This window comes from Ralstonia chuxiongensis (assembly GCF_024158925.1).
Lineage (GTDB): Bacteria > Pseudomonadota > Gammaproteobacteria > Burkholderiales > Burkholderiaceae > Ralstonia > Ralstonia chuxiongensis.
Map to the genome: position 1 here is coordinate 630810 of NZ_JAMYWC010000004.1, position 18351 is coordinate 649160.

The 18351-nt window shown below is 64.9% G+C and carries 18 protein-coding genes; 14 read left to right on the forward strand and 4 right to left on the reverse strand.

Annotation, left to right across the window (positions count from 1 at the left end):
- Positions 1-14 precede the first annotated feature (14 nt).
- From NKG59_RS16525 to NKG59_RS16540, 4 genes are all read left to right on the forward strand, one after another.
- Positions 15-665 carry a DNA-3-methyladenine glycosylase family protein gene (locus tag NKG59_RS16525; RefSeq protein ID WP_253538844.1) on the forward strand — a complete coding sequence of 217 codons (651 nt, stop codon included), beginning with the start codon at positions 15-17 and terminating at the stop codon, positions 663-665.
- Positions 666-777: 112 nt separating this feature from the next.
- Complete coding sequence (gene ada, locus NKG59_RS16530) at positions 778-1863, forward strand: bifunctional DNA-binding transcriptional regulator/O6-methylguanine-DNA methyltransferase Ada (RefSeq protein ID WP_253538847.1); 1086 nt, start codon at positions 778-780, stop codon at positions 1861-1863.
- A 6-nt stretch (positions 1864-1869) separates the two neighbouring features.
- A complete protein-coding gene (locus NKG59_RS16535; protein ID WP_253538850.1) occupies positions 1870-2133 on the forward strand; it encodes an Ada metal-binding domain-containing protein in 264 nt (87 codons plus the stop codon).
- 38 nt (positions 2134-2171) lie between these two features.
- Entirely contained in the window at positions 2172-2600 is a 429-nt protein-coding gene (locus tag NKG59_RS16540; protein ID WP_253538854.1) for a hypothetical protein, read from the forward strand.
- Between the two features lie 74 nt (positions 2601-2674).
- On the opposite strand, the gene purM is transcribed toward NKG59_RS16540, so the two are convergent.
- Entirely contained in the window at positions 2675-3730 is a 1056-nt protein-coding gene (gene purM, locus NKG59_RS16545; protein ID WP_253538856.1) for a phosphoribosylformylglycinamidine cyclo-ligase, read from the reverse strand.
- 164 nt (positions 3731-3894) lie between these two features.
- Here purM and NKG59_RS16550 point away from each other — a divergent pair, with 164 nt between their 5' ends.
- From NKG59_RS16550 to NKG59_RS16590, 9 genes are read left to right on the forward strand one after another with little or no spacing between them, the layout of a single operon-like run.
- On the forward strand, positions 3895-4965 hold the full coding sequence (locus NKG59_RS16550; protein WP_253538859.1) for an AI-2E family transporter: 1071 nt from the start codon (positions 3895-3897) through the stop codon (positions 4963-4965).
- 48 nt (positions 4966-5013) lie between these two features.
- Positions 5014-5715 (forward strand): DnaA regulatory inactivator Hda, encoded by a 702-nt coding sequence (hda, locus tag NKG59_RS16555; protein WP_004631704.1) that lies wholly within the window; start codon positions 5014-5016, stop codon positions 5713-5715.
- Positions 5716-5767: 52 nt separating this feature from the next.
- Positions 5768-6442, forward strand: coding sequence for a histidinol-phosphatase (locus tag NKG59_RS16560; RefSeq protein ID WP_253538862.1), 675 nt, complete (start codon positions 5768-5770; stop codon positions 6440-6442).
- 12 nt (positions 6443-6454) lie between these two features.
- Complete coding sequence (pcnB, locus tag NKG59_RS16565) at positions 6455-8017, forward strand: polynucleotide adenylyltransferase PcnB (protein ID WP_253538865.1); 1563 nt, start codon at positions 6455-6457, stop codon at positions 8015-8017.
- Positions 8014-8529 carry a 2-amino-4-hydroxy-6-hydroxymethyldihydropteridine diphosphokinase gene (gene folK / locus NKG59_RS16570; RefSeq protein WP_004631694.1) on the forward strand — a complete coding sequence of 172 codons (516 nt, stop codon included), beginning with the start codon at positions 8014-8016 and terminating at the stop codon, positions 8527-8529. Before pcnB ends, folK begins: the two co-directional genes overlap by 4 nt.
- A gap of 29 nt (positions 8530-8558) precedes the next feature.
- Positions 8559-9203, forward strand: a complete 645-nt coding sequence (locus tag NKG59_RS16575; RefSeq protein WP_253539126.1) for a deoxynucleoside kinase — start codon at positions 8559-8561, stop codon at positions 9201-9203.
- Positions 9204-9259: 56 nt separating this feature from the next.
- Positions 9260-10078 carry a 3-methyl-2-oxobutanoate hydroxymethyltransferase gene (gene panB, locus NKG59_RS16580; RefSeq protein WP_045202666.1) on the forward strand — a complete coding sequence of 273 codons (819 nt, stop codon included), beginning with the start codon at positions 9260-9262 and terminating at the stop codon, positions 10076-10078.
- Positions 10079-10088: 10 nt separating this feature from the next.
- The gene (locus NKG59_RS16585) at positions 10089-10802 is read left to right on the forward strand and encodes an ABC transporter permease (RefSeq protein ID WP_253538868.1); all 714 of its coding nucleotides are present in this window, start codon (positions 10089-10091) and stop codon (positions 10800-10802) included.
- Between the two features lie 51 nt (positions 10803-10853).
- The gene (locus NKG59_RS16590; protein WP_253538871.1) at positions 10854-11552 is read left to right on the forward strand and encodes an ABC transporter ATP-binding protein; all 699 of its coding nucleotides are present in this window, start codon (positions 10854-10856) and stop codon (positions 11550-11552) included.
- On the opposite strand, the gene NKG59_RS16595 is transcribed toward NKG59_RS16590, so the two are convergent.
- From NKG59_RS16595 to dnaK, 3 genes are all read right to left on the reverse strand, one after another.
- The gene (locus NKG59_RS16595) at positions 11496-13385 is read right to left on the reverse strand and encodes a bifunctional chorismate-binding protein/class IV aminotransferase (protein WP_253538874.1); all 1890 of its coding nucleotides are present in this window, start codon (positions 13383-13385) and stop codon (positions 11496-11498) included. The genes NKG59_RS16590 and NKG59_RS16595 overlap by 57 nt on opposite strands.
- A gap of 150 nt (positions 13386-13535) precedes the next feature.
- Complete coding sequence (gene dnaJ, locus NKG59_RS16600) at positions 13536-14684, reverse strand: molecular chaperone DnaJ (protein WP_045202662.1); 1149 nt, start codon at positions 14682-14684, stop codon at positions 13536-13538.
- A 134-nt stretch (positions 14685-14818) separates the two neighbouring features.
- Positions 14819-16774: a molecular chaperone DnaK gene (gene dnaK, locus NKG59_RS16605; protein WP_024974838.1), complete on the reverse strand. Its 1956-nt coding sequence runs from the start codon at positions 16772-16774 to the stop codon at positions 14819-14821.
- Between the two features lie 264 nt (positions 16775-17038).
- Between dnaK and NKG59_RS16610 the strand changes: the two genes are divergently transcribed.
- Complete coding sequence (locus tag NKG59_RS16610; protein WP_253538877.1) at positions 17039-18340, forward strand: phospholipase A; 1302 nt, start codon at positions 17039-17041, stop codon at positions 18338-18340.
- Positions 18341-18351: the final 11 nt, after the last annotated feature.

Sequence of the window (18351 nt, forward strand, 5' to 3'; positions counted from 1 at the left end):
CGGCAAATCAGCGCATGACCATCGCCGCAGACCTGTCCGAAAGCGCCTACCGGCAAGCCGCAACATTCCTGGCCACGCAGGACGAAGACTGGGCCCGCCATATTGCTGCCATCGGCCCCTGCCGCCACACCGCCAAGCCTGCGCGCGAACCTTATGAAGCGCTGATCCGCGCGATCGCCTATCAGCAGTTGCACGCCAAGGCCGGTGACGCCATCCTCGGACGTTTCCTCGCGCTGTATCCGGCTGCCGCTTTTCCCGCACCGCAGCAGGTGCTCGCCACCGACGAGGCAGCGCTGCGCGCCTGCGGTTTCTCTGCGACCAAACTGGCGACCATTCGCGGCATTGCACAAGCCACCCTCGACGGCGTCGTCCCCACGCGCGAACACGCGCAGACCATGTCAGACGAAGCGCTCATCGATCGGCTGGTGCCCCTGCGCGGGGTAGGCCGGTGGACGGTCGAAATGCTGCTCATCTACACGCTGGAGCGCTCCGACATCCTGCCCGCGGATGACTTCGGCGTACGCGACGGTTATCGCCGCCTGAAGCGGCTCGACACCACGCCCACGCGCAAGCAGATGGAAAAACTCGGGCTTGCGTGGAGCCCATATCGAACCGTCGCGGCCTGGTATTTATGGCGTGTGCCTGCCAACGCTTCACGCTCGTGAACGCGTAGGACGGGTGACGCGAACGAGGCATCGAATTTGACCGCAAGACCCGGAGTGCCCAGCCAGACGGACGTACCTACAGTACAGTCATCGCAGTCCACTGGATGACGTCATGCAAACCTCCGCTCGCCCCGTATCGGACACCCCTCTCGTTGCACACGACCCGCGCTGGGCTCGCGTGCTGGCGCGCGATGCCTCTGCCGACGGGCAATTCGTCTATGCGGTAAAGACCACCGGCGTGTATTGCCAGCCGAGCAGCCCGTCGCGCCTGCCGCGCCCCGAGAACGTCGAATTCTTCGACTCACCTGCCGACGCAGAAGCCGCCGGTTACCGTCCGAGCCGCCGCGCTGCCCCGGATCAGACCACCGCGCGCGCGCAGCAAACCGCGCTCATCGCGCAGGCCTGCCGCCGCATCGAGGCAGCCGACACGCCGCCCACGCTCGACGCACTCGCGCAAGACGCGGGGCTGAGCCCGTATCACTTCCATCGCCTGTTCAAGAGCGTCACGGGCCTCACGCCCAAGGGTTACGCCGATGCGCATCGTGCCCGCAAGCTGCGCGCGCAGCTGGAGCGCGGCAGCACCGTCACCGAGGCCATCTACGACGCCGGGTTCAACGCTAGCAGCCGCTTCTACGAGGCGTCCGACAACGTGCTCGGCATGACGGCCAGCCGCTACCGCGCAGGCGGCGCCCAGACGACGATCCGCTTCGCGGTGGGCGAATGCTCGCTCGGTTCGATTCTCGTGGCGCAGAGCGATCGCGGCATCTGCGCGATCCTGATGGGCGACGATCCCGACGCCCTTGTGCGCGATCTGCAAGACACGTTCCGGAAGGCCGAATTCATCGGTGGCGACGCGGGCTTTGAGGACCTCGTGGCTCGGGTGGTGGGGCTGATCGAGGCGCCATCCATCGGGCTGGAGCTGCCGTTGGATGTGCGCGGCACCGCGTTCCAAGAACGCGTGTGGCAAGCGCTGCGTGAAGTGCCGCCGGGCAGCACCACAAGCTACGCCGAGATTGCCGCGCGCATCGGCGCACCCAAGGCGGTACGCGCGGTGGCGCAGGCCTGTGCGGCCAATCACATCGCGGTGGCGATCCCGTGCCACCGCGTGATCCGCCGAGACGGCAACACCTCGGGCTATCGCTGGGGCGTGGAACGCAAGCTGGCGCTACTGGAGCGCGAGGCGCAATCCGCCGCATGAAACCACGTGAGAACGTGGACCCTCATCGGCGCCAGCGGCCAGCCCTATGAGAGCGCCGCGCCCGGCACGCTGGGCGGGCATCGGCGTGCGCGCATCTATGGCCGGCTCGATTGCGCAGCAGCACGCCGGGCCATCGAGCGCGGCGGTTATGTACGCCACCGCGTGTTCTTCCTGAACGAAGCCGACGCGCGTGCCGCCGGCTACCGGCCGTGCGCGGTGTGCATGCCGCAGGCGTATGCGGCATGGAAAAAATCCGCCAGTTGCGGGTAAAGTCGTGGGCTGAACATCGCCGACACGCTCCGCACATCATGACCAAACCCCTGCTGCTTGCCGTGCTCACCGCTCTGGCGCTGGTGGGCTGTGGCCGCTCCGACGACGCGCACAAGCCTGCCGCGCCCGCTTCGGCTTCCACGCCTGCGGCCTCCGCCCCCGGCGCATCCAACGCGGCCAATGCGCCGCCCGCCGTCAGTGAGGCTGAACAAGCCAAGGCCGTCGATCTGGCCCGCGCCGCCATCGAAAAGTACAAGCTGACCACCCTGCCGCAGGAGTGCCTGTCCTTCATGGTGGACCGGGCCGATGACACGCACAACAGCGTCGAAGTGCGGGAAAACCACACCCCCGCGTGCGGCGGCGACCCGAACACCGCACCGCGCGTGGTCACGCTGCTCATCGACAAGAACACCGGCGCGCTCCAGAAGGACGACCCCGCCAGCGGCGAATACGTCCCGCTGAAATAAGCGCCCACCAGAAGATACGCGCATAAAAAAACCGCCGAGGTATTCGGCGGTTTTTTGTTGGCGCGAACTTCGCGTCAGACCACGATCGTCTGTGCTTCGCCGGCTTGGCGTGCGCGGATTTCGCCGATCTGGTAGACCGTCTCGCCCGCGTCCTTCAGGTGCGCGATGGCGACCGGTGCATCAGCCGCCGACACGATCACCACCATGCCGATGCCGCAGTTGAACACGCGGTGCATTTCATCATCGGCCACGTTGCCGGCCTTCTGCAGCCACTGGAACAGCGGCGGCAGCGTCCAGGCGTCCTTGTGCAGCACGGCGGTCAGGTTGTCTTGCAGCACGCGCGGCACGTTTTCGGTCAAACCACCGCCGGTGATGTGCGCCATGCCCTTGACGGTCAGCTTGTCGATCAGCGACAGCAGCGGCTTCACGTAGATGCGCGTCGGCGCCATGATGGCGTCTTGCAGGCGCTGGCCGTGGAAATCGGCGTTCAGGTCCGGGCGCGACACCTCAATGATCTTGCGCACCAGCGAGTAGCCGTTCGAATGCGCACCCGACGAGGCCAGGCCCAGCACCACGTCGCCCTCGGCAATGGTCGTGCCGTCGATGATCTTGCGCTTTTCGACCGCGCCGACGGCAAAACCGGCCAGGTCGTATTCGCCGTCCGGATACATGCTCGGCATTTCAGCGGTTTCGCCGCCGATCAGCGCGCAGCCGGCCAGCTCACAGCCCTGGGCGATGCCCTTGACCACGGTGGCAGCGGTGTCGACATCCAGCTTGCCGCAGGCGAAGTAATCCAGGAAGAACAGCGGCTCGGCGCCCTGCACCAGGATGTCGTTCACGCTCATGGCGACCAGATCCTGGCCAACCGTGTCGTGGCGGTTCAGCGCAAAGGCCAGCTTGAGCTTGGTGCCCACGCCGTCGGTGCCGGACACCAGCACCGGCTCCTGATACTTCTTGGACAGCTCGAACAGCGCGCCGAAGCCGCCGATGCCGCCCAGCACGCCTTCGCGCATGGTGCGCTTGGCAAACGGCTTGATGCGGTCGACAAGGGCGTCACCCGCCTCGATGTCGACGCCCGCGTCGCGGTAAGACAGGCCGGTCGATGCGGATGGGGTTTCGGAAGCGCTCATACAGTCGTCTGAATTGAAAAAACCGGGAAAGAAAGCGAGACGGCGGCGGGAAGTCACAAAAACCGGACCCGCCGGTCCAGTAAAATCGCGATTTTACCGGATGCGGCCACCCCAATGGCCGCTTTTCCGACTCATCCACCCCGCTATCGGAACCGCCGCCCCTCATGAACGCCCCCGTGCTGTCGCAGGAAACCAAGCGCACGCTCGCCTGGATCGCCGTGGCGCTTGTCTTCCTGGCCCTGCTCAAGGCACTGGCGCCCACGCTGACGCCCTTCGTCTTCGCGTTCATCCTGTCGTACATCCTGCACCCAGGCGTGGAATGGCTGCAGCGCCATCGCGTACCGCGCGTGCTGGGCGTGTTTTTGATGATTCTGGTGCTCTCGGTGGTGGGCGTGGCGCTGATGTTGCTGATCCTGGCAGTGCTGCAGCGGGAGATTCCGGCCATCCGCGAGCAATTGCCTGGGATGCTTGCCAAGCTCAACGCGTTTCTGTCGCCCAAGCTGGACGAATTGGGTCTGCATGTCAGCTTTGATTTTCCGGGCCTGCGCGCTCTGCTTACGGAACAGCTCGCCGCCAGCCCGGACGACGTGGTCGCCCGGGTGCTGACCTATCTGCGCGTGTCGGGGTCGGCGGCCATCCAGGTGCTGGGCATTTTTTTCCTGGTGCCGATCGTCATGTTCTACCTGCTGATGGACTGGAACATGTTGATGCGCCGCGTCGAAAGTGCCGTCCCGCGCCGCTGGCTGCCAAAAACGCGCGAACTGGCCGCCGAAAGCGATGGCCTGCTTTCCCAATACCTGCGCGGCCAGATCATCGTGATGCTGGTGCTGGCGGTGTACTACTCGGCGGGGCTGACGCTTGCCGGCTTTGACGTGGCGCTGCCGGTGGGCATCTTCACGGGGCTGGCAGTGTTCATTCCGTACATCGGTTTTGGCGTGGGGCTCACGTTGGCCATCCTTGCCGCACTGTTGCAGTTCGGCAACCTCTATGGCTTGCTGGCGGTGGCCGTGGTGTACGGCATCGGCCAGTTCTTGGAAAGCTTCTATCTGACGCCGCGTCTGGTGGGCGAACGCATCGGCCTGCACCCGCTGGCGGTCATCCTCGCCTTGCTGGCTTTTGGCCAATTGTTCGGTTTTTTCGGTATCCTCCTCGCCCTACCGATGAGTGCTGTGCTGCTGGTCGGTTTGCGGCAAATTCGGCAGCTTTACCTAGGCAGCCGGCTCTACCAGGACTGAAAGCCACTGAAGGCAACTGAAAAGTACGGCGACTCCACTTCAAGTTTCATGGCCACACCCGAACAGCTCCCGCTCGAACTCGGCGCGACACCCGCCCCGACCTTCGACAACTTCGTCGCCACCGGCAACGAAGAGGCGGTGCTGCGTCTGCGCGCCCTGATTCCGCAAGTGGTGGACGGTACCGCCACAGACCGCCTGGTCTACCTCTGGGGCGAAGAAGGCAGCGGCCGCAGCCACCTGCTGCAGGCCATCTGCGCCCAGACCGAGGCTGGCGGCTACGAAGTCCGCACGCTGGAACCCGACGCCCCGCCCGAAGCCTTCGAATTCGACCCAACCATCACCGTCTGGACGATCGACGACGCCGAACGGCTGGACGAATGGGCGCAGATCGCCGTGTTCAACCTCGTCAATGAAGTGCGCGCGCATCCGCATGCCGCCATCGCCATCTCCGGGGCCGCCGCGCCGATGGCGATGCCGCTGCGTGAAGACCTGCGCACCCGCCTGGGCTGGGGCCTGGTCTACTGGCTGCGCCCACTGTCCGACGCCGACAAAGTTGAAGCCCTGCGCCAAGCCGCCCGCGAACGCGGCATGCAACTTTCGGCTGATGTGCCGCAGTGGCTCGTGACGCACTCCTACCGCGACATGCCGAGTCTGATGGCCCTGCTGGACGCCCTCGACACCTATTCGCTGGCCCGCAAGCGCGCCGTCACCCTGCCGCTCGTGCGCGACATGCTCGCGCTGATGAAGTGAATCCGGGGGCTCGCGCGGCCGGTGATGTAACGTTCGGGTAAAATCGCGCCCCATGAATCTGGCCCTCTTCGACCTCGATCACACCCTCATCCCCACCGACAGCGACCACGAGTGGGGACGTTTCCTCATCCGCCGCGGCGTGGTGGATGAAGCCGAATACCAGCGCAAGAACGATCAGTTCTATGCCGACTACAAAGCCGGCACGCTGGATATCCATGCGTTTCTGCGCTTTGCCCTGGCACCGCTGGCTGCCCACCCGCGCGACACGCTCGCCCAGTGGCACGCCGAGTTCATGCACGACGTGATCCGTCCGAAGATCACGCCGCAGGCGCAAGCGTTGGTCTACAAGCACCTGGACGCTGGTGACCTGTGTTGCGTGGTCACCGCCACCAACAGCTTCGTGACCCGCCCGATTGCCGAGGCCTTTGGCATCGACCACCTCATCGCCACCGAACCGGCCACCGCCGACGGCAAGCCGGACAGCGCTTTCACCGGCGACGTGGCCGGCACACCGAGCTTTCGCGAGGGCAAGGTCGCGCGCGTGCACGAATGGCTGGCCAACATGGGCCGCGGCTGGAGCGATTTCGAGCACAGCACCTTCTACAGCGATTCGGCCAACGACGTGCCGCTGTTGGAGGAAGTGACCGACCCCGTTGCCACCAACCCGGACGATACGCTGCGCAATCTGGCAGCCGCGCGCAACTGGCGCATCATGGATCTCTTCTAAGCAAGGCGCGGCGTGATCAAGAAACTCATCAATCGCCTGCTGGGCAAGACCTCCGCAGAGCCCCACGCTCCGGCTGAACCGGGAGCGCCCGCCGCCAGGAAAGTCCGTACACCCAAGGCACCCAAAACGGCCAAGGCGCGCACCAAGTCCGCCGGTGGCGTGCCGCGTCAGGCGCGTGTGTGGAGCGTGGACGAGCACGGTATCGATCCGAAGCTGCTCTCGCGCAACGCGGTCAAGGTCACATCCACGCTGCAGGAAGCCGGCTATAGCGCCTTCATCGTCGGCGGCGCCGTGCGCGACCTGCTGCTGGGCATCAAGCCGAAGGATTTTGATGTGGCGACCAACGCCACGCCCGAGCAGGTACAGGCGCTGTTCCGCCGCTCGCGCATCATCGGACGCCGTTTCCAGATCGTGCACGTCACGTTCTATGGCGGACGCGATCAGGAAATCATCGAAGTCTCAACCTTCCGCGCGCTTGTCGACGCGGTCGACGCCGAGCAGGTGCCCGCCGGCAAGCGCGTCAAGCGCACCGAGCTGGATCACCACACGCATGCGATCGACGCCAGCGGCCGTGTGCTGCGCGACAACGTCTGGGGCACCCAGGCCGAAGACGCCACCCGCCGCGACTTCACCGTCAACGCGATGTACTACGACCCTGCCGACGAAACCGTGCATGACTACCATCACGGCATGGAAGACATGCGCGCACGCACGCTGCGCATGATCGGCGATCCGCACACCCGCTACCGCGAAGATCCGGTACGCATGCTGCGCGTGGTGCGCTTCGCGGCCAAGACCGGCTTTGACATCGACGCCGACACGCGCGCGCCCATCGCAGAGCTGGGCCCGCTGATCCATAACGTGCCGGCCGCCCGCCTGTTCGACGAGATGTTGAAGCTGCTGATGTCGGGCCATGCCTGGGCATCGCTGCAGGAACTGCGCAAGGCGGGCCTGCACAGCGGCCTGCTGCCGCTGCTGGACGTCGCGCTGGAGCAGCCGATGGGCCAGCGCTTCGTGCAGCTCGCCCTCGACAACACCGACGATCGCGTCAAGGCTGGCAAGCCGGTCTCGCCCGGCTTCCTGTTTGCCTCACTGCTGTGGCATCACGTGGTCGAGCACTGGAATCGCCGCCGCTCTGCCGGCGAGCCGCTGATCCCCGCGCTACACACCGCCATGGATGAAGTGCTCGATCGCCAGACCGAGCAACTCGCCATCCAGCGCCGCTTCACCTCCGATATGAAGGAAATCTGGAGCATGCAACCGCGCTTTGAAAAGCGCTCGGGCCGCATGCCGTATCGGCTGCTGGAGTTGCCGCGCTTCCGTGCCGGCTACGACTTCCTCGCGCTGCGCTGCGCCTCGGGCGAATTGCCGCAAGAACTCGCCGACTGGTGGACCGACTTCCAGAACGGTGACGGCGAAGCCCGCGAAGCCCTCATGGCACAAGCCAAGCACGCCCCGAGTGCCTCCGCAAATACCGGCTCAGCCAGCCCAGGCAAGCGGCGGCGTCGCCGACGTGGTCCGGCAAAATCGGATACAGTCGTTGACGTCAATCCGGGAAGTTCGGAGGAAACGTGAAGACAGTGGCGTACATCGGCATCGGCGCCAACCTGGGCGACGCACGCCAGGCAGTGAAAGACGCCGTGGTCTGCCTCGCACAGCAGGTCGGCATCACCGTCACCGGCAAATCGAGCCTGTATCGCAGCGCGCCCGTGGAATCCAGTGGCGATGACTACATCAATGCCGTGGTGCGCATCGATACGCATTTCACTGCCGACCAACTGCTCCGCATCTGTCACCACATTGAAGACCAGTTCGGCCGCGAGCGCCCGTTTCACAATGCGCCGCGCACGCTCGACCTGGACTTGCTGCTCTACGGCGACCACGTCCTCACCTCACCCGAGCTGACGGTGCCGCACCCGCGCGTTGGCCAACGCGCATTTACCCTGCTGCCCTTGCATGAACTGGCGCCCGATCTCGTGATTCCGGGCATTGGCGCCGTGGCTGCACTGTTGCCCGGCGTGGCCGACCAGCGCATCGAAAAGACCACGATGTGCCAGTGCATGCGCGCCAAGCAGCCGGCCGCCTGATCATCCGCACCACGCACAACCACCCGCCGATGGCACTGGATCACCTGCGCCGTATCGTTGTCGAAGGGCCCATTGGCGTGGGCAAGACCGCGCTGGCCCAGCGTCTGGCCGATCATCTGCGTGCGTCGACGTTGTTCGAAACGCCCGCCGAAAACGCCTTCATCGCCCGCTTCTACGAAGACCCCGCGCGCTATGCGCTGCCGGTGCAGCTGCGTTTCCTGCTGCAACGCGCCGAGCGCCTGAAGGCGTGGCATAGGGCGACGCTCGCCGGTGAGCGCATCGTCGCCGACAGCTTCCTGCCACGCGACCGCCTGTTCGCCCAACTCACGCTACCGGCCGATGAACTCGCGCTGTACGACGCGATGGCCAATGCGCTGGCCCTGCCGCAACAGCGCATCGATCTCGTCATCTGCCTGCAAGCACGCGCAGAAGACCTGCTGCCGCGCGTCGCCCGTCGCGCCGTTCCTTACGAAACAGGCATCGATGCCGAGTACCTTGGACGCATCTGCGCCGCATACGGCGAGCTGTTTCTGTATTACGATGCCGCACCGACGATGATCGTCGACACCGCTGCCTTCGACCCCGCAGGCAACGACGACGATTTCCGCACCTTGCTCGCCCGCATCGACGCGATGCGCGGGCCCAAGGAATTCATCAAGCTGGCAACGCGCTAGTCGACGCACCGCATGGTCTGCGTGGGCTCTCGCGATGCCCCAATGAGTCTCAGCCCATGAGCTATCTCCAGGAATCGAACCGCAAGGCCGTCACGGTGACTTCGTTGCAGGCCATGCGTGCCGCTGGCGAGCGCATCGCCATGTTGACGGCCTACGACTCCAGCTTCGCCGCCCTGATGGATCGCAACGGCACCGACGTGCTGCTCGTCGGCGATTCGCTCGGCAACGTGATGCAGGGCCAGAAGACCACGCTGCCGGTCACGCTCGATCACATCGTCTACCACACCGAATGCGTGTCGCGCGGCATCGACAAAGCGCTGCTCGTGTCGGACCTGCCGTTCGGCACGTATGGCACACCCGAACAAGCCTTCCACAGCGCCGTTCGCGTGATGCAGGCCGGTGCGCAGATGGTCAAGCTCGAAGGCGGCGTGTGGCTCGCGCCTACGATCAAGTTCCTCGTTGAACGCAGCATTCCGGTGTGTGCGCACATCGGCCTGACGCCGCAATCCGTGCATGCGTTTGGCGGCTTCAAAGTGCAGGGGCGCGGCGATGAAGCGGCTGCGCAACTGAAGGCCGATGCGCTGGCCGTGCAGGATGCCGGCGCGCAGCTCGTCGTCATGGAAGCCATCCCGGCCGAGCTGGCCGGTGAAGTCACGCGCCTGCTGGCCATTCCCACCATCGGCATCGGTGCCGGGTTGGAGTGCTCGGGCCAAGTGCTCGTGATGCACGACATGCTGGGCGTGTTCCCCGGCCATCGCCCCAAGTTCGTACGCAACTTCATGGAAGGGCAAACCACCATTGATGGCGCCGTTGCTGCCTATGTGGCGGCCGTCAAGGACGGCACCTTCCCCGGCCCGGAACACACCTTCGCCTGAGCGGCCCCGCATGGAAATCTGGTCGGCCACCGTCGACGCCTTCGCCCTGCTTGCCAGCGGCGATGCGGCGTTGTGGCTGATCGTCTGGGTGTCGTTGAAGGTGGCGATTGCGGGGCTGCTGCTGGCGGGGCCCCCAGGTCTGCTCATCGCCTACCTCATCGCCATGCACCGTTTTATGGGGCGCCGTGCGCTGGTGGTGCTGGCGCAGGCATCGCTGTCGTTTCCGACGGTGCTGATCGGGCTGCTGCTGTATCTGCTGCTTTCGCGGCAGGGGCCGCTGGGCGGCTTCGGGCTGCTGTTCACGCAGGGTGGGATGATCCTCGGGCAAGCAGTGCTCGGCCTGCCGGTGATCGTCGCGTTTGCACTGACGACGCTTGAACGCGCTGACCCGCGCCTCGCCGAGACAGCGCGTGTGCTTGGCGCCGGACGCGTCCGGTTGCTGCTGACCGTCTTTCGTGAACTGCGCTTCGGTTTGATGGCGGCCGTGGTAGCCGGTTTCGGGCGCGTGATCGCGGAGGTGGGCTCGGCGCTGATGGTCGGTGGCAACATCGAAGGCGTCACGCGCACCATGACCACGGCGATTGCGCTGGAAACCAGCAAGGGCGAGTTCGCACAGGGCATCGCGCTGGGCATCGTGCTGATCATGCTGGCGCTGCTCGTCAACCTTGGGTTGGCTTGGCTGCAGGGCGCCGGCAACTATCGCGGGGGCGGGCATGCGCAGTAAGCACAGACACCACCCAGACCGGACGTTCAAGACGGATCGGGAGGTGGCCGCATGAATACAACGTCGCAACTGACGATGGTGTTTGAAGGCTTGCGCTGCCAGCACGGCGCGCGCGTGCTGTTCGAGATCCCGCGCCTTGCGCTGTCGGCAGGACACGCGATAGTCATCACGGGCGCAAACGGCGTCGGCAAGACGACCCTGCTGCGCATGCTGGCCGGGCTTGCACCCGCCAATGGCGCGACCGTCGATATGGGGCAAGGGCGGAAGGCGCTGTCGCCGTACCCGGCCGAGTTGCGCGCGCGGCTGACCTACGTGCACCAGCATCCCTATCTGTTCCGCACCTCGGTACGCGGGAATCTTGCCTATGGGCTCACAACGGGCCCGCATCGCGTGACGCATGCGGAGCTGGCTGCGCGTGTCGAGGATGCGCTCCGCTGGGCGGGCCTGCAGCACGTGGTCGATGTGCCGCCCGAACGCCTGTCCGGTGGCGAGACGCAACGCCTCGCACTGGCACGGGCTCGTGCGCTGCGCACGGACGTCCTGCTGCTCGACGAGCCGACTTCGAACCTGGACGGCGCCGCGCGCGAGCAAGTCATTGCACTTGTGGGAGAACTGGCAGCAGAGGGCCGCACGCTGCTGATGGTCTGTCACGACCGCGAACTGATCAACCTGCCCGGCGTGGCCCGCTGGAAGCTAGAGCACGTCGACGGTCAGGGGCGGCTCGAAATGCGCGGGCACCACGCCGCGTAGGGCGTTGCATACGGCGATGGCCTCGGCGCGGGCAACCTCGGCGCGCGTGAGCGAACGTTCCCGCAGCGGCCCATCAAGCCACGGTGAAGCGTCTTTCAACAGCACGGCACGCATCACGCCCGGCAAGACGCCCGCAGACAGCGGCGGCGTCCACCACGCACCATCGAGCTTGACCAGCAACGTGCTGCGCCCGCCTTCGGCCAACGTGCCATCGGCGTTGAAGAACACGGTATCGAATGCACCTTCGCGTTCGGCCGCTTGCCAGGCAGCGTCATAGCCTGCGCGCAACGTGGTCTTGTGCGTCGGCAGACTGTGCACGACCTCGCGCGGTTGCGCCGCGACGAGCAGACGCACTGGCGCATCCCAGCTTGCATGCAGCGGCGACAGGGGCACTGCTGAGACGTTCGCCGTACCATTCGGCGTCAGCAATAAGCGCATGCGATAAGCGCCCTCACCTTCCAGCGATGCGCACATGCGCGCCACGTCATCCGCCAGCGCAGTTCGATCGACGGGGAAGCCGAAGGCGGCCGCAGAGCGCTCCAGCCGCGCCAGATGCCAATCCAGGAGCGCCACACCATCGCGCGTCGCGCGCATCGTCTCGAACAATGACAGCCCTGGATCGAGCGCCGTCACGAAACGCGCCTTCAGTTGGCACTCCGCGTACTCCTCATCGGCGAGGCTGTCGTGCACGATGCCGGAGCCGATGCCGAGTTCGCCGCTGCGCAGGCCATCAGCGCCGGGCGGCCCGAGCACCAGCGTGCGGATCGCCACCGAGAAGCATGCGTCGCCCATCGCCCGATCGTCGGCAGGCGCATCGATCCAGCCGATGGCGCCGGTGTACAGGCCACGCGGGTCTGGCTCCAGTGTCTCGATGATCTCCATCGTCCGCCGCTTGGGCGCCCCAGTGATGGAGCCGCACGGGAACAGCGCACGCAGGCAATCAGCAAGGCCGGTGGCGGGCGGGATCTCGGCCTCCACGGTCGACGTCATCTGAAGCACGCTGCCGAACGGCGTCACCTCGAACAGCATCGGCACGCGCACCGAACCGGCACGCGCGAGGCGGCCCAGATCGTTGCGCAACAGATCAACGATCATCAGGTTCTCGGCGCGGTTCTTCTCGTCGGCGGCCAGCGCAGTGGCACGGGCTTCGTCGACTTCGACATTGCCGGTGGCAGGCGCGGTGCCTTTCATCGGCCGCGCGACAAGCTGGCCCGCGTGATGCGAAAAGAACAGCTCCGGCGAACACGACAGAATCGCACCGCCCTCCGGTAGCGCGATGAATGCGCCGTAGGGCACGGGCTGGCGCGCGCGCAGGCGCCGATACAACGCTGCCGGCGCGCCAAACGCAGTCATGCGCAGGCGGTACGTGTAGTTGACTTCGTAGGTATCGCCCGCCGCAATCCAGTCGTGGATGCGCGCGATGGCGTCGGTGTAGGTGGCGTGATCGACGCTGGCGGCACAGTCGAACAGGCCCGCTGCGCCCGTCGCTTCGGGCCACGCGTCGAACAGCGTATCGACCTCTGCCGGCGACAGCATCTGCATCATGCGAAACAGCAGCACGCGCAGGCGGCCATCGTGGCCGGGCAATGAGGAAGAAATTTCGGTGGAAGCCGGCAGGCCGACCAGAGGCCCACCAAACTCATACGGCGCAACGATCAGAGCATGCAAACCCTGGCGCCAGGCGGCACGAAGATCGTCATCCAGCCCATCCAGCACGCCGGCCGGCCGGAAGAACTCGCCGGCGTAACCGGTGTACCAGCGCGAGCACGGCGCGCCGCCCGAGGTGGCATCGTCCAGCAGCGCAAACGGCGCGCCGACTTCCGGCAACTGCATGACGATGTCCCTGATCGAAAAGGTGGTGTTTAAGAAGCCTAGAAAAGCGTAGCGAGCGACCCGAGGTTGGCGCGAGAAGCGCGGCCGTACATCGATACGGCGAGCATCACAGTGCCAAGATCGGGCCGCGCAGTAGCTTTGCGAGGTTTCTTACGAGGAGAAGAAGTTCTTCACCTTGTCCATCCACGACTGCTCTTGCGGGCTGTGCCGCGAGCCGCCTTCATGCACGGACTTGTCGAACTGTTTGAGCAGATCCTTCTGGTGCTCCGTCAGCTTGACCGGCGTCTCGATGTTGATGTGTACATAAAGATCGCCCGCATAGCCCGAACGCACGCCCTTGATGCCCTTGCCGCGCAGGCGGAACGTCTTGCCGGCCTGCGTGCCTTCAGGCACCGTGAACGAGGCGCGACCGCCCAGCGTCGGCACTTCGATGTCGCCGCCAATGGCTGCCGTCGCAAACGAGATCGGCATCTGACAGTGCAGATCATCGCCGTCGCGCTCGAACACCGAGTGCTGCTTGATGTGGATTTCCACATACAGGTCGCCCGGGGGGCCGCCATTGATACCCGGCTCGCCGTTGCCCGACGAACGGATGCGCATGCCTTCGTCGATGCCGGCCGGAATCTTCACTTCCAGCGTCTTCTGGCTCTTCAGCTTGCCCTGGCCGTGGCACTTGGTACACGGCTTGGGGATGTACTTGCCGCTGCCGTGGCACTTCGGGCACGTCTGCTGCATCGTGAAGAAACCCTGCGACACACGCACCTGACCGGCGCCGTGACACGTTGGGCAGGTCTCCACGCTTGAGCCGGGCTCGGCGCCCTTACCGTGGCAGTGGTCGCACTCGTCCCAATGCGGCACGCGGATCTGCGTGTCATAGCCATGCGCGGCCTGCTCCAGCGTGATCTCCATGCTGTAGCGCAGGTCAGCGCCGCGATACATCTGCGGGCCACTACCGCGGCGTCCGCCCTGGCCCTGGGCCTGGCCAAAGATGTCGCCAAAGATGTCGCCAAAGGCCTCGGCAAAGCCGCCCCCAAAACCTGCACCGCCCGCGCCAAAGCCGCCGGCCATGTTCGGGTCGACACCCGCGTGGCCGTATTGGTCGTAGGCAGCCTTCTTCTCCGCGTCGGAGAGCATCTCGTAGGCCTCTTTGGCCTCCTTGAACTTGTCTTCCGCTTCCTTGCTGTCCGGATTGCGGTCCGGGTGGTACTTCATCGCGAGCTTGCGATAAGCCTTCTTGATCTCGTCGTCGCTCGCGTTCTTACCCACCCCGAGCACTTCGTAATAATCACGTTTTGCCATGGTGGCTTCAGTCGTCGCCTGTTTTTACTGCGTGTCGAATAGCAAAAAAGCCGAGCGTGACATCAGGTGCGTCCCGCACAACCCGATGATCACTGCCCGGCGTACCGCAACGTCCGCCTGGCGGACGAGTTGGCTTACTTCTTGTCGTTCACTTCCTTGAACTCGGCGTCGACGACGTTATCGTCGTGCGGTGCGCCTTGTCCGGCCTGCGCGCCTGCCTGGGCACCGGCAGCGGCTTGTTCCGCACCGCCGGCCTCGCCCTTGGCTTGCATGTCGGCGTAGACCTTCTCGCCGAGCTTCTGCGAGGCGGTTGCCAGCGCTTCGGTCTTGGCGTCAATCGCGGCCTTGTCGGTCCCCTTCAGGGTCTCTTCAAGTTCCTTGATCGCGGCTTCGATCTTGTCCTTCTCGCCAGCTTCCAGCTTGTCGCCGTACTCGCCCAGTGCCTTCTTGGTCGAGTGCACCAGCGCTTCACCCTGGTTACGGGAGTCGACCAGTTCGCGCAGCTTCTTGTCTTCCTCGGCGTTGGCCTCGGCGTCCTTCACCATGCGCTCGATCTCGGCTTCCGACAGGCCGGAGCTTGCCTTGATCGTGATCTTGTTTTCCTTGCCGGTCGCCTTGTCCTTGGCGCCCACGTGCAGAATGCCGTTGGCGTCGATGTCGAACGACACTTCAATCTGCGGCGTGCCGCGCGGTGCCGGCGGAATCCCCTCAAGGTTGAATTCGCCCAGCATCTTGTTGCCGGAGGCCATCTCACGCTCGCCCTGGTACACCTTGATCGTCACGGCCGGCTGGTTGTCGTCGGCGGTCGAGAACGTCTGCGAGAACTTGGTCGGGATGGTCGTGTTCTTGCCGATCATCTTGGTCATCACGCCACCCAGCGTTTCGATGCCCAGCGACAGCGGCGTCACGTCCAGCAGCAGCACGTCGGTACGGTCGCCGCCCAGCACCTGACCCTGGATGGCGGCGCCCACGGCAACGGCCTCGTCCGGGTTCACGTCCTTGCGGGCTTCCTTGCCGAAGAACTCCTTCACCTTCTCCTGCACCTTCGGCATACGCGTCATACCGCCGACCAGGATCACGTCGTGGATGTCCGACACCTTCACGCCGGCATCCTTGATGGCGGTGCGGCACGGATCGATCGTACGGGCGATCAGGTCTTCGACCAGCGCTTCGAGCTTGGCGCGCGTGATCTTCAGGTTCAAGTGCTTCGGGCCCGAAGCATCGGCCGTGATGTACGGCAGGTTGATTTCGGTCTGTTGCGTGCTCGACAACTCGATCTTGGCCTTTTCAGCGGCTTCCTTCAGGCGCTGCAGCGCGAGCACGTCCTTCGACAGATCGACACCCTGCTCCTTCTTGAACTCGCCGATGATGTAATCGATGATGCGTTGGTCGAAATCTTCGCCGCCCAAGAACGTATCGCCGTTGGTCGACAGCACTTCGAACTGCTTCTCGCCGTCCACGTCGGCAATCTCGATGATCGAGATGTCGAACGTACCGCCGCCGAGGTCATACACGGCAATCTTGCGGTCGCCCTTCTCGTTCTTGTCCAGGCCGAAAGCCAGCGCAGCCGCAGTCGGCTCGTTGATGATGCGCTTGACGTCCAGACCGGCGATGCGGCCGGCATCCTTGGTGGCCTGGCGCTGCGAATCGTTGAAGTATGCCGGCACCGTGATCACGGCTTCGGTCACTTCCTCGCCCAGGTAATCCTCGGCGGTCTTCTTCATCTTGCGCAGGGTTTCAGCCGAAATTTGCGGCGGGGCCAGCTTCTGGCCGCGCACTTCCACCCAGGCGTCGCCGTTGTCGGCCTTGGTGATGGTGTACGGCATCAGGCCGATGTCCTTCTGGACTTCCTTCTCTTCAAACTTGCGGCCGATCAGGCGCTTGACGGCGTACAGCGTGTTCTTCGGGTTGGTCACCGCCTGGCGCTTGGCCGGGGCACCGACCAGGATCTCGCCGTCTTCCATGTAGGCGATGATCGACGGGGTGGTGCGAGCGCCTTCTGCGTTCTCGATCACCTTGGGGGTGTTGCCCTCCATGATGGAGACGCAGCTGTTGGTGGTACCAAGGTCGATACCGATGATTTTGCCCATGTTCTTGCTCCTCGAATCTGGTGTCAGGACTGCACTGAATACAAACTTGGATCGGATGTGGGAGTGCCGTCCGGCTTTTCAAGGCCGAATTTTGAAAAGTTGAGCATTTTGGCCGGTTTTTCTTGGGAAAGCACCCGAAAACGTGCGCTCCCAGGCAGAAACGCGTGTTTTGAACGCCCAGAGCCGCAAACCGGGCACAAAAGGCGTGGGTGGTACCCTTGCGCGCATTGCCACTCGCCGGACGCCAACCCGGCTTTTGCGCCCATGCCTTTGCATCCTCTCCGATCCATTCTTGGCGCTGCCCTGCTTGCCGCATGCGCCGTGCCCTCTGCCGATGCCGCCGTTGCCCTGCTCCAGCCCTCCCGCCGCGTCAACGCCAACCAGCCCTTCACCCTGACCCTGGTTATTTCGGGCGATGCCGCCCAGCGCAGCTATGCCGTGCCGGCCAAGCTGCGCGTAACGGCCAGCGCTGATCTGCAGGGCCCGGTGGAAGTGATTCTTGATCGACACAATGCCGGCGCTGAAACCCTGCACCTGCGTCCGGGCCAAGTCCGCACCGTCACCTACACCGGCACGCTGCCCGAGGTGCTGCGCGGTACGGTTCGGATCGATGTGCCGGATCTCGATGCGGCGCCCGTTCTGGTGACGCTCGTGCGCGGCGCGGACGCCCCGCAGATTGCTGCCGATGGCGCCCCCACCGGCGCCGCCCGCAACGCCGCCGCCGAAGCGACCCGCCCCGGGGGTGCGCTGGGCACCAACCCAAGCGCCCCCGCTGCCAGTGCAACTGCTACGGCTACCCCGCCCGCTCCCGTGGCAGTTGCTGGCAGTGGCGAGGCATCGCGTCCGCCCGAAGACACCGCGCGCCTGACTTTCCACGAACCCATGTTCGCCGCAGTGGGCGCGCACGGGGGCCTGAACGCCAAGTTCCAATTGAGCTTCAAATTTCGGATTTTTCAGCCTGAGAACCCGGCATCGGCAGCGCTGCTGGATAACGTGTACTTCGGTTATACGCAGTTCTCGTTGTGGGATGTGGGCAAGGAATCTGCGCCGTTCCGCGATACGAACTACCGGCCGAGCGTGTTCTATTACCGGCCCGATACGGGCATCCGTGGCGGCGCCCTCACGCGGCTATCGTTCGCGGGCGGCATCGAGCACGAATCGAACGGCCGCGACGGCGATGCGTCACGCGCCATCAACACGGTCTTCGTACGGCCGACGTTCCACTTTGGCGACCTGAACGATTACCACTGGAAGTTCGAGCCGAAGCTCTACGCCTACCTCACGCGCACCGGCAACACCGATATCGCGCACTATCGCGGCTTTGGGGATTTCCGCGTGTCGTACGGTGCGCCCAATGGCTGGGAATTGGCCGCCACGCTGCGCAAGGGCACCCGCAAGGCCTATGGCAGCGTCGACGCGCAATTGACGTATCCGATGAGCCGGATCTTTACCGGCACGGCTGGCTACCTGTTCATCCAGTATTTCACCGGCTACGGCGAGAGCCTGCTCGACTACAACCACAAGCTGGGCTCGCAATTGCGTGTCGGATACAGCCTCTCGCGATAGGACGCAGCCGG

What these genes read in the sequence shown, in the direction of transcription:
- NKG59_RS16525 (WP_253538844.1), top strand. Translation starts at nt 15, where the DNA reads ATGACCATCGCCGCAGACCTGTCCGAAAGCGCCTACCGGCAAGCCGCA.
- ada (WP_253538847.1), top strand. Translation starts at nt 778, where the DNA reads ATGCAAACCTCCGCTCGCCCCGTATCGGACACCCCTCTCGTTGCACAC.
- NKG59_RS16540 (WP_253538854.1), top strand. Translation starts at nt 2,172, where the DNA reads ATGACCAAACCCCTGCTGCTTGCCGTGCTCACCGCTCTGGCGCTGGTG.
- purM (WP_253538856.1), bottom strand. Translation starts at nt 3,730, where the DNA reads ATGAGCGCTTCCGAAACCCCATCCGCATCGACCGGCCTGTCTTACCGC.
- NKG59_RS16550 (WP_253538859.1), top strand. Translation starts at nt 3,895, where the DNA reads ATGAACGCCCCCGTGCTGTCGCAGGAAACCAAGCGCACGCTCGCCTGG.
- hda (WP_004631704.1), top strand. Translation starts at nt 5,014, where the DNA reads ATGGCCACACCCGAACAGCTCCCGCTCGAACTCGGCGCGACACCCGCC.
- NKG59_RS16560 (WP_253538862.1), top strand. Translation starts at nt 5,768, where the DNA reads ATGAATCTGGCCCTCTTCGACCTCGATCACACCCTCATCCCCACCGAC.
- NKG59_RS16575 (WP_253539126.1), top strand. Translation starts at nt 8,559, where the DNA reads ATGGCACTGGATCACCTGCGCCGTATCGTTGTCGAAGGGCCCATTGGC.
- panB (WP_045202666.1), top strand. Translation starts at nt 9,260, where the DNA reads ATGAGCTATCTCCAGGAATCGAACCGCAAGGCCGTCACGGTGACTTCG.
- NKG59_RS16585 (WP_253538868.1), top strand. Translation starts at nt 10,089, where the DNA reads ATGGAAATCTGGTCGGCCACCGTCGACGCCTTCGCCCTGCTTGCCAGC.
- NKG59_RS16590 (WP_253538871.1), top strand. Translation starts at nt 10,854, where the DNA reads ATGAATACAACGTCGCAACTGACGATGGTGTTTGAAGGCTTGCGCTGC.
- NKG59_RS16595 (WP_253538874.1), bottom strand. Translation starts at nt 13,385, where the DNA reads ATGCAGTTGCCGGAAGTCGGCGCGCCGTTTGCGCTGCTGGACGATGCC.
- dnaJ (WP_045202662.1), bottom strand. Translation starts at nt 14,684, where the DNA reads ATGGCAAAACGTGATTATTACGAAGTGCTCGGGGTGGGTAAGAACGCG.
- dnaK (WP_024974838.1), bottom strand. Translation starts at nt 16,774, where the DNA reads ATGGGCAAAATCATCGGTATCGACCTTGGTACCACCAACAGCTGCGTC.
- NKG59_RS16610 (WP_253538877.1), top strand. Translation starts at nt 17,039, where the DNA reads ATGCCTTTGCATCCTCTCCGATCCATTCTTGGCGCTGCCCTGCTTGCC.